We start from the raw sequence: 15,882 nt of genomic DNA, 5'->3' as shown, positions 1-15,882 counted from the left end.
GACCGGGGAAAACAGACGCGAGGTTGATGATGCGGTTGCAGGCGAGCATGAAAAGGCCGAGGAAGAGGCTGGGTTTCTCGAAAGGCATATCGAGCTGATGACGACCGTTATGAAAGCCGGTTACAGCATAATGGATTCCAATTATAACGTCCTGCAAGTGGATGCCGCTACGCGCAAAATATACGGCAGCCATGACGGGAAGAAGTGCTATCAGTATTTTAAAGGCAGGGAAGACCTCTGTCCCGACTGCGCTATGGCTGAGGCAAGGCGGTCAAACGCTCCCGTTGTCCGGAATGTCCGGTCCGGGAGCGGCGGAAACCTGCAGATAACCGCAGTACCCTTTCAAAATAAAACCGGGGAATGGTATTTTGTAGAGGTCACGTCCGACATTGCCGAGCGCAGGCGAACGGAGAAGCTTATTCAAACCTACCAGGAGAAACTCGGCGCGCTTGCCGCCGAATTGTCCCTCGCTGAGGAACGGGAGCGCCGGCGCATTGCTACGGAATTGCACGACCTGATCGGGCAGACGCTCGCGGTGTCTAGGATAAAACTCGGAGCGTTGCGGGAGATGCTTTCTTCCGCCAGGTCGGTAGGAATCCTCGACGAAGTCCGCGAACATATGGAGGAGATGATCCGGCACACGCGGTCGATGGTCTTTGAGCTGAGCCCTCCCGCTCTGTACATGATCGGCCTCGGTGTGGCATTGGAACAGCTTGCCGAGCGCACTCAGGAGAAACACAGCCTCCAGGTTGATTTCATTGACGACGGTCTGCCCAAGTCAATCGCGGACGAGACGCGCATCACTCTTTTCAGCGGCGTGCGCGAGTTGCTGACCAACGTTGTTAAACACGCACAGGCGAGTAAAGTCGAGATTTTACTAAAAAGAAAAGCCGACAATATCGTAGTCGAGGTCAAGGACGACGGGGTCGGATTTACGATAAGGACGGACGGTTTCTTTGCCAAGGGGCACTACGGGTTCGGCCTGCTCAGTATCCGGGAGCGGCTGAAGCACCTTGGCGGGCGCCTAAAAATCGAGTCGCGGCCGGGTGGGGGAACCCGAGCCGTGATGTATGTTCCTGTAGAAAAACGGTAGGAGACAAGGTAAAAATGAATAATACCAGAATTGTCATAGCCGACGATCACAAGATTGTGCGCGACGGGCTAAAAGTCTTACTCTCAAGAGTTCCCGGTTTTGAGGTCGTCGCCGAGGCCGAGGATGGTCAGGCGGCGGTCCGCCTTGCCCGTGAGCTGGCGCCTGATGTTGTTGTCATGGACATCGGTATGTCCGGACTGAACGGGATCGAGGCCACCCGGCAGGTCGTGGCGGAGTCTCCTTCCATAAAGGTGGTCGCTCTGTCAATGCATTGCGATAGCAGGTTCGTCACAGGCATGCTCAAGGCGGGCGCCGTGGGTTACCTTCCGAAGGACTGCGCGTTCGAGGAACTGTCCGCCGCCATCCGCGCCGTAACGGCGGGCAGTACCTTTCTGAGCCCTTCCGTAACCGGATTGGTGGTAAAAGAGTTCCTGAACGGCTCGGGGAGTAAGGAGGAGTCGGTGGCTTTTTCGGTTTTGACGGCGCGGGAGAGAGAAGTGCTCCAGCTTCTCGCAGAAGGTAAAAGCACCAGAGAAATCGCCGCGTTCCTTCACGTCTCTGTAAAAACAGTGGAATCACACCGCCAGCAAGTTATTAAGAAGCTGGATATCCACAGCGTAGCCGGCCTTACAAGGTTCGCGATTCGTGAAGGGCTGGTTTCCATCCATAAGTAAGATATCGCTTTTACCCCCCGGAGCATTATAAAGACATCCGCACCTCCCGATTGTTCAGGCGCGGTTTAGCTGTGCCTCCCCGGATGATTACCATCCTCGTTTTTCCCTTGGATAACATCCAGAGAATTCGAATGGTCAAATTAGGGTTAACCCTTATATTTTTATGCCTCCACGGGACGGATGCATTTGTTAAGGATAAATATACCTGAAGGCCGAGAGTGTGTTATAACGGTCATCAAATAGACGCAATAAAGCGTTAACAGCTGGTTAACAAAAGCGGTTATCCCAAAGTACCACGGAGCGCCGGGCGAGCACCGCCCCCGGCGGTCGGTAAAGCTATGCGCAGCCTATCGCTGCGCCAAACGAGGCGCTGAATACTTATGAAAGTACTGCTGATCGACAACGATAAGGACATTCTCGACAGCTTATACACGGCGCTTGAGCCGGCGGGGTACCGCTGCTATGGGTTTTCCTCCCCGGAAGAGGCATTGGAGGCCTACCGGCGACGCCGTTGCGACGTGGTTGTTACGGATTTAATGATGCCAGGCTTAAGCGGAATTGATATCCTCCGAAAGATCCTTTCCTCGGACCCGAAGACAAGAGTCATAGATATAAGCGCTTCCCGGATAAGAAAACGGCCGGTACCGTTATGCTTACGCCTTTCTTGAGAAGCCGGTCGATTTCAACGCACTAATAAGAATATTGGCAAAAATTGAACGAGAGCTGTAAAGGGGGGAAGCCTGGTAAGAGGATCAGTACATGTCAGTATCTTTGGCTAAAGGACAATAAATAAAGGAGCAATGATCGAGAACGATTGGCTTTAAAAAAGGAGGAAACGATTGATGATTCAGAACATGAGACTTGGTACAAGAACGATTACAGCGCTTTGCGCGGTAACGCTGATCGCTGTGGTGGTGGGTGTGGTGGGATACCTCGGAATGGCCGGGATTATGAGAATGACGGACGAAATAGCTGAAAGTGATTTACCGAGAGTACAAGCGCTTCTTACCATCAACGAGGGACAAGTTGCCATCAAGGCGGCCGAGCGTACGATGCTCGTTCCGGGTATTTCCCGGGAAGAACTGCAGCGTCAGACGGCAAACATCAAGAAAGCATGGGAGGAGATAGACGACGCCTGGAAGACATATGAGTCAACGACGCATAACGAAGAACAAGAGGCGCTCTGGAAGAGTTTAAAACCGGTATGGGAGGTCTGGAAACAAGACAGTGAACAGTTTTTAACTCTTTACGAGCAATATGCGCGAACAGGCGATAAGAACGCTTACGCCAGGATGCAGGAACATGCGTTAGATAAAGAAGATGATGCATTCACAGAAGTCGAGAAACAGCTCCACGCGATGATTGATTTAAGCCAGCAAACGGCGGATAAAAATAGTAAAGAGGCGGATATAGTACAGTCTTCTTCCGTGAGGAACCTGGTCGGGGCGCTCATACTCGGCGTGCTTGCCGCGCTTGCGCTGGGGATCTTCTTCTCGCGGAGCATCGGGGGCATCGTCAGCGGTCTGCTGGCGGAGACCAAGGGACTGGTTGAAGCGGCGCTGGCCGGAAGGCTTAAGGAGCGCGGCCATACGGATAGAATCAACTTTGAGTTTCAAGGGATAATCCAGGGGATGAACGAGGTTCTCGACGCCGTGATTGATCCGGTAAACGAGGCGGCGGAGTGCCTTAAGGAAATGGCAAAGGGAAACCTGGACATGCAGATGACCGGCGATTACAAAGGGGATCACGCAGTGGTTAAAAACGCGCTGAACGCAACCATCAGCGCGATTAACGAGATCCTGGGGCAGGTTCAGGTTGCGGTCGATCAGGTGGCCAGGGGTGCGCGGCAGATATCCGATTCGAGCCAGTCATTGTCACAGGGCGCAAGTGAAACGGCGAGTTCGTTGGAAGAGATAACTTCGTCCATGCAGGAGATAACCGCACAAACCAAACAGAACGCGGAAAACGCCACCCAGGCCAACCAGTTATCCGGTCAGGCAAAGACGAGTGCGGAGAAGGGCAACGAGCAGATGGCGGCGATGGTTAACGCCATGAACGACATCAACGAAGGCGCCAACGATATATCGAGGATTATCAAAGCGATCGACGAGATCGCCTTCCAGACCAACCTGCTGGCGCTGAACGCTGCGGTTGAGGCGGCGCGCGCCGGCAAGCACGGCAAAGGCTTCGCGGTGGTGGCCGAGGAGGTGCGCAACCTTGCGGAGCGCAGCGCCAAAGCGGCCAAAGAAACCGCCGATCTAATCGAGGGGTCGATTAAGAAAACGGAGGCAGGCACTCATATCGTTGAAGATACATCGAAGGCGCTGGAGGAGATAGTTGCCGGCGCGACCAAGGTGACCGACCTGATCGGCGAGATCGCTTCCGCGTCAAAGGAACAGGCTTTCGGTATCGGACAGATCAACCAGGGGCTCGGACAGGTGGACCAAGTCACGCAGCAGAACACCGCCAGCGCAGAGGAACTGGCGGCATCGAGCGAGGAGCTGTCTTCCCAGGCGGTACAACTTAAACAAATGCTGGCCAAGTTCAGATTGAGGGCGGAACACATATACCAAGCCCAGGGTGTTGCCCGGAAGGCCGTTGGACAAGGTTGGAGCGAGGGAATGCGCGAGGCCGCCGCGGGGTCATCCTCGAGTGGAAAGGGAAAACCTGAAGAGGTAATCCATCTTGACGACCATGAGTTCGGGAAGTTCTAATATGCGCAGTTACCACGGGGCGCAGGTATAACTCAACCTGCGTCCCGGCTTTCACGGAGTGCGATTAATTAAAAGGGGTGAATCAGTTGTGGCATTAAATGAAGATTCGGGCAGCGAATTGCTTTATGAAGAAGAGGACGAAGATACGCAGGAGGATAAGTTCCTCACGTTTGTGTTGGGTGAAGAGGAGTACGGCATCGAAATCCGTTACGTAACCGAGATAATTGGAATCCAAAAAATTACAGATGTTCCCGACATGCCTTCCTACGTCAAAGGTGTAATCAACCTGCGGGGCAAGGTCATCCCGGTTATGGACGTGCGTCTGCGTTTCGGGATGGAAGAGCGGCCTTATGACGACCGGACCTGCATCGTGGTCATCAATATCAACAACCACGCGGTAGGGCTAGTTGTGGACCGGGTGTCGGAGGTGCTGGACATTCCCGGGACCGACGTGGAACCGCCGCCAAAGGTTAGAAAAGGTGAAGGAAGCCGCTTTATTAAGGGCATGGGAAAGGTCGGCGAGCAGGTGAAGATCATGCTGAACGCGGAACACGTGCTTTTCGACGGGGAGGAGGAATGGGCCGGCGCGGTATAAAGAATCGCGCGATAGTCGATGATTCTGCTTTGAAAGGGTTATTAACGGCGGCGGAGGCGCGCGGATATGACAATGTCCGACCGGCCTTGGCCGCTGTTTTATCTATGCGGAAAGCCGCGATTTGTATCTTTGCCCTCTTGCTTCTGGCACCTGCTCGTAAAAATCTCGGAGCGAATATAAGCGCTTATGCCGAAAGGACTTGCCATTATATGGCTCTCAAGGCGGCCGGGTATAGGGCCGATTTAATTTACAGGTCCTATTAACTGCTCCTTTTATTTACCTGAGATGTCTTTATATTGCACCCGGGATGCAAAAACGTCCGTTTGATAATGAAATAACAGTGCTTTTTAAGAATAAAGCCGGAATCGAAAAATTCGTCACCATGAAATATGGTGATTAGTCAGGGGGAATGAATAAAAAGCTAAGTTACTCCTCCATATGGTTAAAACAATACGCTAAAAAATTCAGCAATAACAAGAAGGGGAGGATGTAAGAGTGTTTGCGCGGATGAAACTTGGAACTAAAATAATTACGGCTTTATGCGCGGTTACCTTTATATCACTTACAATAGGTTTTATCGGTTATAAGGATATAAGTGATATAACAAAAGACACACGGGAGATTGCGCACAATTGTCTCCCGGGTTTGCAGTACCTGCAAGCGATCAACGAGGCCAAGACAGCGGTGAAGGCAGCGGAGAGAACGATGTTGATCCCGGGTATCGGGGAGGAACGGTTCAAGCATGAGCTGGAACAAAGAGACAAAGCGTTCATCCGAGCCGAAGAGGCATGGAAGAACTACGGTATGCTTCCCAAGGCGCAAAAGCAAGAGGAACTGTGGAATAGTTTTGTGCCGGCATGGGAGACATGGAAGACAGACAGCCAAAAGTATGCCGACTTTATGAAGAAGTATTATGAAAGTAATGACGACACCATATACGCCGAGGCGAAAAATCAATGCTTGGTTACCGAATCGCAGTCATTCAAAGCGGCTGAGGCGCTGCTCGGTGAGGTGATCAACGAAAATCTGAAGGAATCGGCTGAAACGGTCAAGAGCACAGAAGAAACGGGATCTACGGCCAAAAGGATTCTGATCGGGGCGATCATCGCAGGCGTGCTGCTTGCGCTTGTATTGGGAATCCTGTTTTTACGTAGTGTCAGCGGCGTCATAAACGGTTTAATGGCGGAATCGAAAAAATTGGTTGAATCTGCCGTTATCGGCAGGCTTGATATCCGCGGTGACATGGAAGGGACTAATTTTGAGTTCCGGGGAATCGTTCAGGGAATGAACGAGGTTCTGGATAAACTGGTGGGGCATATTGACGCCGTACCGACCCCGGTGATGATCATAGATAAGGATTTTTCCATCCAGTATCTGAACCAGACAGGCCTGGACCTTCTCGGCTTAACAAGACAGCAGGTGATCGCCACCAAGTGCTATAACCATTTCAAGACCTCGGACTGCAACACGGCAAACTGCGCCTGCGGGCAGGCCCTCCAGCAGGGGCAGAAGGTAAGCCGCGAGACCGACGCGCACCCAAGGGGAATGAATCTTGATATCGCCTACACCGGCGTGCCGATAAAGGATGCGGGCGGGAAGACTATCGGCGTGGTGGAGATCGTGGTCGACCAGACCGCGGTCAAGACCGCGGGGCGGAAGGCGCAGAAGCAGGCCGCCTATCAGGAAAAAGAGGTCGAAAAGCTGATCGTCAACCTCGGGAAGCTGGCAAAGGGTGACCTCCGCGTTGAGACAGAGGTTGCCGAAACCGATGAAGATACCAGGGCCGTCGGGGAAAACTTCCATAAAATTAATACCAGCCTGGGTGATACCGTTCAGGCCGTCAATCTAATGGCGGTGGATGCCAACATGCTGGCTCAGGAGGCGGTTGAAGGCAAGCTTAATACCAGGGTCGACGCCTCCAGGCACGGCGGGGAATACCGGAATATCGTCGAGGGAATCAACAGAACGCTTGACGCAGTGGTGCACCCGATCAGCGAAGCGGCGGAGTGTCTCAAGGAAATGGCCCGCGGCAATATGAATGTTGCGATGACCGGCGACTACAAGGGCGACCACGCTATAATTAAGAACGCCCTGAACTCCACCATTGATTCAATTAATGAAATCCTGGGACAGGTGGAGGTTGCCGTGGACCAGGTAGCCAACGGTTCGCGGCAGATATCCGATTCGAGCCAGGCGCTGTCGCAGGGCGCCAGCGAATCGGCCAGCACCCTCGAAGAGATAACCTCTTCCATGGAGCAGGTGACCGCACAAACCAAGAATACCGCGGACAACGCTACGCACGCCAATCAACTGGCCGACCAGGCGAGACAGAGCGCGGAAAAGGGCAACGGCCGGATGATGTCGATGGTCGAAGCCATGAACGAGATCAACGAATCGGCCGCCGACATCTCCAAGATCATCAAGGCGATCGACGAGATCGCCTTCCAGACCAACCTCCTGGCGCTTAACGCGGCGGTGGAGGCGGCACGCGCCGGCAAGCACGGCAAAGGATTCGCGGTGGTGGCCGAGGAAGTGCGCAACCTTGCGGAGCGGAGCGCCAGGGCGGCAAAAGAAACCGCCGAATTGATCGAAGGGTCGATCAAGAAAACGGAAGCTGGTACGAGGATCGTGGAAGAGACCTCTAAGGCGCTGGAGGAGATAGTTGCCGGCGCGACCAAGGTGACCGACCTGATCGGCGAGATAGCCTCTGCATCCAAGGAGCAGGCGCTCGGCATCGGGCAGATCAATCAGGGTCTAGGCCAGGTGGATCAGGTTGTGCAGCAGAACACCGCCAGCGCCGAGGAACTGGCGGCTTCGAGCGAGGAACTGTCGGCGCAGGCCCTGCAGCTCAAGCAAATGCTCGGAAGGTTCCAGTTGAAGGCGCAGCGAGCGTTGCAGGCGCAGGGAGTAGTGCGCAAGGCTGCGGGACAGGCCCGGGGCAAAGGAATGCGGGAGGCCGCTGCTGCGGCAGACGCCATTTGCCTCGACGACCAAGAATTCGGGGATTTCTAATCGTATTATAATTACGAAGCAAAAAAGCAAACGCACCGGGGCGCAGAATAATTCTGCGCCTTTTGTTATGGAGGGATAATGGGCTGAAAAAGCCCGATACCCACTTGTGTTTATATACAGCAAAATCATGTTTACTGCGTTAAGAATTTACCGAAAAATGACGAGTTATTTAACAAGTGCTCTAAATGCCTTATTAAAAATAAACCAAAGCCGGCAAAAATCATCCCAAAGACCTGCTTTTATCAAACCACTATCCGAACTTAGCAAAAGCATCCGGCGAATTCGAGAAATAGAAATGACGCGAAAGACTAAGACGGGCCGGGCAGAGAACGAGATCCGATGTCTGGGCAGTTCAGAGAAATGTTACTAATTATTTACGAAGTTTGATATCTGATGTCCTTCATCCAACCTTATTATCAGCCAGGCCTCGAAAAGGATGAAACAAACTACCTCCGGACGGCTTTATTTGTTTAAAGAGGGGTTGGAAACCTCCTCCGAAGGATCATAAAGGGAATGAGCGGACGTCCCCGATACGAGCAGAGTTGAGGACGGATGTTATTTCACGGGGAGAGACTGCCTGGAAAAGGTCTGACGTCCGATATTTGAGGTCCGACGTCGGTAACGAGGAAGGAGCGGATAAAGAGGGTGTAAATCAGTCGTCGAAGAGTTCGTTATGCTGTCAGGAACCCTAGAACAAGGGAGGAAGATGCCATGTTGTCCAGAATGAAACTCGCGAACAAAATTGCGCTCGCGCTTGGTTTGGTCGTCACCATCGCGGTCGCAGTCGGTTGCATCGGTTACTGGAAGATCGGCGCCGTCGGCAGTGAGGCGGAAGACTTGGGCACGGAGCATTTGACAAGCGCTATAAGTTTGCTGCGTATCCATCTCGCCCAAATGGAAATCAACGCCCTGGAGAGAAGCATGCTTATTCCCGGACTGGATAAGGCGACGATAAACGAGTTTAAAAGCGAAATGGCGGGACACTGGAACGATGCGGAAAAAGAGGATTGGGTAAAATACGATAAGGCTGAAAAAAGCGACGAAGAGAAGAAGTTGTGGGCCGATTTCCAAAAGTCCTGGGACGCCTGGAAGGAAAAGCACGCGGCGTTCATGGAATACGTGAACGCCGGCCGGTTGGACAAGGCGCGCACGTTCGCCATAGTGGAGGACGCTGCTGCCTTTGAAGAGACGGAAACAATCATCGACAGCCTCATGACGGAGAACGCCAAGTTTGTCGACCAAACGGTGAACAGAGCAGGTATCACGGTCCGGTATTCAAAGACGATCATGCTGGCCACGATGATTATCGGTCTTCTGCTGTCCGTTTTGTCGGGTGTTTTCTTCGAAAGGCACATCCGCGGAATTATCGACGCGTTGATTACGGAGACCAGGCGGATTGTCGAGGCGGCGGTAGTCGGCAAGCTGGACGCGCGGGGTGACGGCAATCGGATTAACGATGAATTCCAGCCGATTATGGACGGCATAAACGACGTTATTGACACTATGGTGGGGCACTTGGATAACATGCCGCTACCGGTAATGATTATCGATAAGGAGATGGATGTTCGGTATATGAACAAGGCGGGCGCCGGGTTGCTGGGTCTCTCCCAGCAGCAATTGCTCGGCACAAAGTGCTACGATCACTTCAAGACCTCGGACTGCCATACATCGAACTGCGCCTGTGCTACAGCGATGCGGCAGAGACAGCTAACCACCAGGGAGACGGACGCGCACCCGCGCGGGATGAATCTGAACATCTCTTACACCGGTATTCCGATCAAAGACGCTAATGATAAGGTCGTTGGTTGTATGGAGTTTGTGGTCGACCAGACAGGCATGATGTCGGCGCTGAAGGCGCAGAAGCAGGCCGCCTATCAGGAAAAAGAGGTCGAAAAGCTGATCGTCAACCTCGGGAAGCTGGCAAAGGGTGACCTCCGCGTTGAGACAGAGGTTGCCGAAACCGATGAAGATACCAGGGCCGTCGGGGAAAACTTCCATAAAATTAATACCAGCCTGGGTGATACCGTTCAGGCCGTCAATCTAATGGCGGTGGATGCCAACATGCTGGCTCAGGAGGCGGTTGAAGGCAAGCTTAATACCAGGGTCGACGCCTCCAGGCACGGCGGGGAATACCGGAATATCGTCGAGGGAATCAACAGAACGCTTGACGCAGTGGTGCACCCGATCAGCGAAGCGGCGGAGTGTCTCAAGGAAATGGCCCGCGGCAATATGAATGTTGCGATGACCGGCGACTACAAGGGCGACCACGCTATAATTAAGAACGCCCTGAACTCCACCATTGATTCAATTAATGAAATCCTGGGACAGGTGGAGGTTGCCGTGGACCAGGTAGCCAACGGTTCGCGGCAGATATCCGATTCGAGCCAGGCGCTGTCGCAGGGCGCCAGCGAATCGGCCAGCACCCTCGAAGAGATAACCTCTTCCATGGAGCAGGTGACCGCACAAACCAAGAATACCGCGGACAACGCTACGCACGCCAATCAACTGGCCGACCAGGCGAGACAGAGCGCGGAAAAGGGCAACGGCCGGATGATGTCGATGGTCGAAGCCATGAACGAGATCAACGAATCGGCCGCCGACATCTCCAAGATCATCAAGGCGATCGACGAGATCGCCTTCCAGACCAACCTCCTGGCGCTTAACGCGGCGGTGGAGGCGGCACGCGCCGGCAAGCACGGCAAAGGATTCGCGGTGGTGGCCGAGGAAGTGCGCAACCTTGCGGAGCGGAGCGCCAGGGCGGCAAAAGAAACCGCCGAATTGATCGAAGGGTCGATCAAGAAAACGGAAGCTGGTACGAGGATCGTGGAAGAGACCTCTAAGGCGCTGGAGGAGATAGTTGCCGGCGCGACCAAGGTGACCGACCTGATCGGCGAGATAGCCTCTGCATCCAAGGAGCAGGCGCTCGGCATCGGGCAGATCAATCAGGGTCTAGGCCAGGTGGATCAGGTTGTGCAGCAGAACACCGCCAGCGCCGAGGAACTGGCGGCTTCGAGCGAGGAACTGTCGGCGCAGGCCCTGCAGCTCAAGCAAATGCTCGGAAGGTTCCAGTTGAAGGCGCAGCGAGCGTTGCAGGCGCAGGGAGTAGTGCGCAAGGCTGCGGGACAGGCCCGGGGCAAAGGAATGCGGGAGGCCGCTGCTGCGGCAGACGCCATTTGCCTCGACGACCAAGAATTCGGGGATTTCTAATCGTATTATAATTACGAAGCAAAAAAGCAAATCACCGGGGCGCAGAATAATTCTGCGCCTTTTGTTCATGCACTGAAAATTCTATTTATATCTTGTTGCGAAAAAAGTTCGCAGCGCAGATTTGATTAATTCGCGTAAGAATTGTCACAGCTGTTATGTCATTCTGATATATCGATAAATATATCTGGTTCAGTCTGTTAAAAGGCGTTAATATAGCTTATACCAATTAATGGTATAATGCTGCACAAATGTTGTAATATACAACAAAAAACTATGGTTTTGGGGTGTAAAGGTAAGACAAAAGCAACGAGATAATTATTAAAAGCCTCATTAAATGAAAACAGAATACGTATCCTGTAATATTCCGACTTTATCTCGCAAAGATCTGCTTCTCACACAACTACATCAACCTTCTAAACAGAAACGAATTCTCTACATCCAGCAACAACACCTCTCCCAACACTGACTGTTATAGCTGCCACATTCATTCTCACTTCGCAGTAAAGCTACGACCGGCGTAACGTTAATGAGGCAATTCTGGTTTCACTATCCCATAATAACGTAATATGTGGATGGTATAGTTACATATTGCCATAATACGTCTATTGATATGGAATACGCAGCAGCAGTTTTTGTGCCGGCAAGGCTGCAGGGGAACTCAGCCATACCAGAAAGAAGGGGGGGATGCTAAAGGTCGGCAACGGTACTTTTCGACAGATATTTTAGGACAGGCGTAAAACGATTTCTGTGCGTGAGGTGAAATCAGGTGAGCATAAAAGAGCGTCTTGACGTCGGTTCAATCGAAGAGGATGAGGAGGTTGAAAACCAGGATGATAAGTTCCTGACTTTTATCCTTGGAGAGGGTGAATACGGGATTGGGATCGGCAGCGTGACCGAGATAATCAGGGTCCAGAACATCACCGATGTTCCCGACATGCCGTCGCACGTCAGGGGGGTTATCAACCTGCGCGGAAAGGTCCTCCCGGTTATGGATGTACGGTTGCGTTTCGGGATGGAGGAGCGGGCGTATGACGACCGGACCTGCATTGTGGTGATCAACGTCAACAACCATACCGTAGGCCTTATTGTCGACCGCGTTTCCGAAGTTCTCGACATACGTAAGAGTGATATAGAGGCGCCGCCGCAGGTTAAAAAAGGAGAGGGCAGCCGTTTTGTAAGCGGCATGGGGAAGGTTGGCGAAAAGGTAAAAATCTTGCTGAACGCGGATAGGGTCCTTTTTGACGGGGGAGGTGAATGGATGGAAGAAGGATAGTCGGTTGAGTGAGAGTGACAATCCTCCTTTTATCCGAACACCAAAACAAGCAACGGTTATAAAAGAGGGATGGTTATAAGAAAAAACAGGAGGCAGATAGGATGTTTAAAAACATGAAACTGGGCGTAAAAATGACCGCGGCTTTCGCAATGCTCCTGGTGGTTACCGTGATAATCGGTCTTGTAGGTTACAACGGTGTAAAAAAGGTTAATGACTGCGCCACCGATATCCATGACAACCACCTTGCGGGCGCGCAGGCCCTGCTTCACCTGCATGCCGCACAAATGGACATCGGCTACGCGGAGCGGACGCTGCTCGCTTCGGGGATAGACAAGCAGACGGTCGACAGGCAATACGCGTACATGACTGAAGCATGGAAGGTCATCGATGAAAACTGGAAAACCTATGAGGGAGTGGAGAAGGACCAGGAAGAGACCGCGCTCTGGAATAAATTCGGCTCCGCGTATGCGGCCTGGAAGAAGAATGAGGATGAGTTTCTAAGACTCCATAAAGCGGGCAGCTTGAACCAAGCAAGGGAACAGAGTCTCGGCGCAACAGACGCCTCTTTCAAGGAAACCGAAACGGCGTTGGAAGAACTGGTCGCGTTGAATGCCAAAATAGCGGACCAAACGGGTACTGAGGCCGACAATACGGCAGCGGGCTCGACCAGGAACATCGTTCTGGCGATCGGAATCGGCCTTCTCCTGGCGATCGGTATAGGGGTCCTGTTCTCTCGTCATGTGGGCTGCATAATCAGCTCACTTGTCGGTGAAACAAAACGTCTCGTTGGGCTGGCCGTTGTCGGTAAGCTTGACGCCCGGGGCGATGTCGAAAAGATCAACACGGAATTCCAGGGGATCGTTCAAGGGATGAACGACATCATGGACACGCTGGTGGGTCATATCAACGCCGTTCCTGTTCCGGTAATGATCATCGACAAGGATTTCACCATCCAGTATATGAACGGTACTGGGGCCGGTCTTCTCAATCTCTCGCAGCAACAGGTGGCCGGCACCAAGTGTTACGACCACTTCAAAACCTCCGACTGCCACACGACCAACTGCGCTTGCGCGCAGGCCATGCAGCAGGGCAGGATTGCATCGAGGGAGACCGACGCGCACCCGCGCGGCATGGACCTGGATATCGCTTACACCGGCATACCGGTAAAGGATGCGAGCGGTCAGATCATCGGTTGTATGGAGTTTGTGGTGGACCAGACCGCGGTCAAGACGGCGGCGCGGGTGGCCCAAAAACAGGCGGTCTACCAGGAGAAGGAAGTCAAAAACCTGATCATCAACCTCGGCAAGTTATCCAAGGGAGACCTGCGCGTTGAAACTAGGGTGGCTGACACCGACGAGGATACAAAAGCCATCGGTGAGAACTTTACCAAAATCAACGGCAGCCTGAGCCAGACCGTTGACGCCATCCATTTAATGGTGCGGGACGCCAACATGCTCAGCGAGGCCGCGGTGGAAGGCAGGCTCAGCAACAGAGCCGATGCCTCGAAGCACGGCGGCGAGTTCCGCAACATCATCGAAGGGGTGAACCAGACCCTCGATACCTTAGTCGGTCACATCGACTCGGTGCCGGCGCCCTTTATGATTCTCGACAAAGATTTCGGCATCCGGTACCTGAACAAGACCGGCCTGGACCTGCTTGGTATGACGGGGCAGCAGGCGGTCGGCACGAAGTGCTACACCCACTTTAAGACCTCCGACTGCAACACGGCCAACTGCGCCTGTTCGCAGGCGATGCAGCAGGGGCGGACGGTAACGCGGGAGACCGACGCGCACCCGCGCGGCATGGACCTGGACATTTCCTATACCGGCACGCCGCTTAAGGACGCGGACGGGAAGACGATCGGGGTCGCGGAATTCGTGGTCGATCAGACCGCGATCAAGACCGCGGCGCGGGTGGCCCAAAAGCAGGCGGTCTACCAGGAGAAGGAAGTCGAAAACCTGATCGTAAACCTCGGTAAACTGTCCAAGGGAGACCTGCGTGTTGAAACAAAGGTTGCGGCTACCGACGAGGACACCAAGGTTATCGGCGACAACTTTGCCGCCATTAATCGCAGCCTAAGTGATACCGTAAAGGCCATCAACCTTATGGCTGAGGACGCCAACATGCTCAGCGAGGCCGCGGTGGAAGGCAGGCTCAGCAACAGGGCCGATGCCTCGAAGCACGGCGGCGAGTTCCGCAACATCATCGAAGGGGTGAACCAGACCCTCGACGCCGTGTTGCACCCCATAAATGAAGCTGCGGAGTGCCTTAAGGAAATGGCCAAAGGCAACATGGATGTGGCGATGACGGGTAGCTATAAGGGCGACCATGCGATAATCAAGAACGCGTTAAACGGCACAATCGATTCGGTTAACGAGATCCTGACCCAGGTTTCCGTGGCCGTGGACCAGGTGGCCAACGGCTCGCGGCAGATATCCGACTCGAGCCAGGCGTTGTCGCAGGGTGCAAGTGAATCGGCAAGCTCATTGGAGGAGATTACTTCGTCCATGCAGCAGGTTACCACTCAGACCAAACAGAACGCGGACAACGCCACCCATGCCAACCAACTGGCTGGGCAGGCGAGAAGCAGCGCGGAAAAAGGCAACGGGCAGATGGGGGCAATGGTCGGAGCCATGAACGAAATCAACGAGTCTGCCGCAAACATATCGCGGATTATAAAGGCAATCGACGAGATCGCCTTCCAGACCAACCTGCTTGCTTTGAACGCTGCGGTTGAGGCGGCGCGCGCCGGCAAGCACGGCAAGGGTTTCGCGGTGGTCGCCGAGGAGGTGCGCAACCTTGCCGAGCGCAGCGCAAAGGCGGCAAAGGAAACGGCGGAGTTAATTGAAGGTTCGATTAAAAAGACGGAAGCCGGTACGAAGATCGTGGAGGAAACCTCCAAGTCGTTGGAGGAAATCGTTGCCGGCGCAACCAAGGTAACTGATTTAATCGGCGAAATCGCGTCCGCTTCGAAGGAACAGGCATTCGGCATCGGGCAGGTCAACCAGGGCCTCGGACAGGTGGACCAGGTTACTCAGCAGAACACCGCCAGCGCGGAGGAACTGGCAGCCGCCAGCGAGGAACTGTCGGTTCAGGCCGTGCAGCTCAAGCAGATGCTGGGCAAGTTTAAACTTAAGGCGCAACAAACGTACAAGGGAATGGCTCTTAAATCTACGGAGTCAGCACGGAGTGCGGGCGTTCTCGAGGCAGCCGCCGTATCCGGCGCCGGTGAAAAAAAGAAACCTAATGACGCTATTCACCTTGACGACAGAGAATTCGGCAAGTTCTAGTACACCGGAACAGGGACGCAGGGT

At 53.6% G+C, this 15,882-nt stretch carries 9 protein-coding genes; all 9 read left to right on the top strand.

Annotated features, from left to right (window positions below; all coding sequences use genetic code 11):
• Nucleotides 1–97 precede the first annotated feature (97 nt).
• Nucleotides 98–1,093, top strand: coding sequence for a sensor histidine kinase (locus AB1500_02740; protein ID MEW6182083.1), 996 nt, complete (start codon nt 98–100; stop codon nt 1,091–1,093).
• 14 nt (nt 1,094–1,107) lie between these two features.
• Complete coding sequence (locus tag AB1500_02735) at nt 1,108–1,767, top strand: response regulator transcription factor (protein ID MEW6182082.1); 660 nt, start codon at nt 1,108–1,110, stop codon at nt 1,765–1,767.
• Between the two features lie 380 nt (nt 1,768–2,147).
• Nucleotides 2,148–2,435 (top strand): response regulator, encoded by a 288-nt coding sequence (locus AB1500_02730; protein ID MEW6182081.1) that lies wholly within the window; start codon nt 2,148–2,150, stop codon nt 2,433–2,435.
• A gap of 174 nt (nt 2,436–2,609) precedes the next feature.
• Nucleotides 2,610–4,481: a methyl-accepting chemotaxis protein gene (locus AB1500_02725; GenBank protein ID MEW6182080.1), complete on the top strand. Its 1,872-nt coding sequence runs from the start codon at nt 2,610–2,612 to the stop codon at nt 4,479–4,481.
• 88 nt (nt 4,482–4,569) lie between these two features.
• Nucleotides 4,570–5,076 carry a chemotaxis protein CheW gene (locus AB1500_02720; GenBank protein ID MEW6182079.1) on the top strand — a complete coding sequence of 169 codons (507 nt, stop codon included), beginning with the start codon at nt 4,570–4,572 and terminating at the stop codon, nt 5,074–5,076.
• Nucleotides 5,077–5,571: 495 nt separating this feature from the next.
• The gene (locus tag AB1500_02715; protein MEW6182078.1) at nt 5,572–8,088 is read left to right on the top strand and encodes a methyl-accepting chemotaxis protein; all 2,517 of its coding nucleotides are present in this window, start codon (nt 5,572–5,574) and stop codon (nt 8,086–8,088) included.
• 711 nt (nt 8,089–8,799) lie between these two features.
• On the top strand, nt 8,800–11,295 hold the full coding sequence (locus AB1500_02710; protein ID MEW6182077.1) for a methyl-accepting chemotaxis protein: 2,496 nt from the start codon (nt 8,800–8,802) through the stop codon (nt 11,293–11,295).
• Between the two features lie 766 nt (nt 11,296–12,061).
• On the top strand, nt 12,062–12,568 hold the full coding sequence (locus AB1500_02705) for a chemotaxis protein CheW (protein ID MEW6182076.1): 507 nt from the start codon (nt 12,062–12,064) through the stop codon (nt 12,566–12,568).
• A 101-nt stretch (nt 12,569–12,669) separates the two neighbouring features.
• Complete coding sequence (locus tag AB1500_02700) at nt 12,670–15,858, top strand: methyl-accepting chemotaxis protein (GenBank protein MEW6182075.1); 3,189 nt, start codon at nt 12,670–12,672, stop codon at nt 15,856–15,858.
• Nucleotides 15,859–15,882: the final 24 nt, after the last annotated feature.

This window comes from Bacillota bacterium (assembly GCA_040755295.1).
Classification (GTDB): domain Bacteria; phylum Bacillota; class Desulfotomaculia; order Desulfotomaculales; family Ammonificaceae; genus SURF-55.
Note: the sequence above shows the minus strand (reverse complement) of the source record. Positions and strands in the feature narration are given on the sequence as shown.

Bases quoted from the DNA above. Each gene is read 5' to 3' on its own strand.
- AB1500_02740 (MEW6182083.1), top strand. From the start codon at position 98: ATGACGACCGTTATGAAAGCCGGTTACAGCATAATGGATTCCAATTAT.
- AB1500_02735 (MEW6182082.1), top strand. From the start codon at position 1,108: ATGAATAATACCAGAATTGTCATAGCCGACGATCACAAGATTGTGCGC.
- AB1500_02730 (MEW6182081.1), top strand. From the start codon at position 2,148: ATGAAAGTACTGCTGATCGACAACGATAAGGACATTCTCGACAGCTTA.
- AB1500_02725 (MEW6182080.1), top strand. From the start codon at position 2,610: ATGATTCAGAACATGAGACTTGGTACAAGAACGATTACAGCGCTTTGC.
- AB1500_02710 (MEW6182077.1), top strand. From the start codon at position 8,800: ATGTTGTCCAGAATGAAACTCGCGAACAAAATTGCGCTCGCGCTTGGT.
- AB1500_02700 (MEW6182075.1), top strand. From the start codon at position 12,670: ATGTTTAAAAACATGAAACTGGGCGTAAAAATGACCGCGGCTTTCGCA.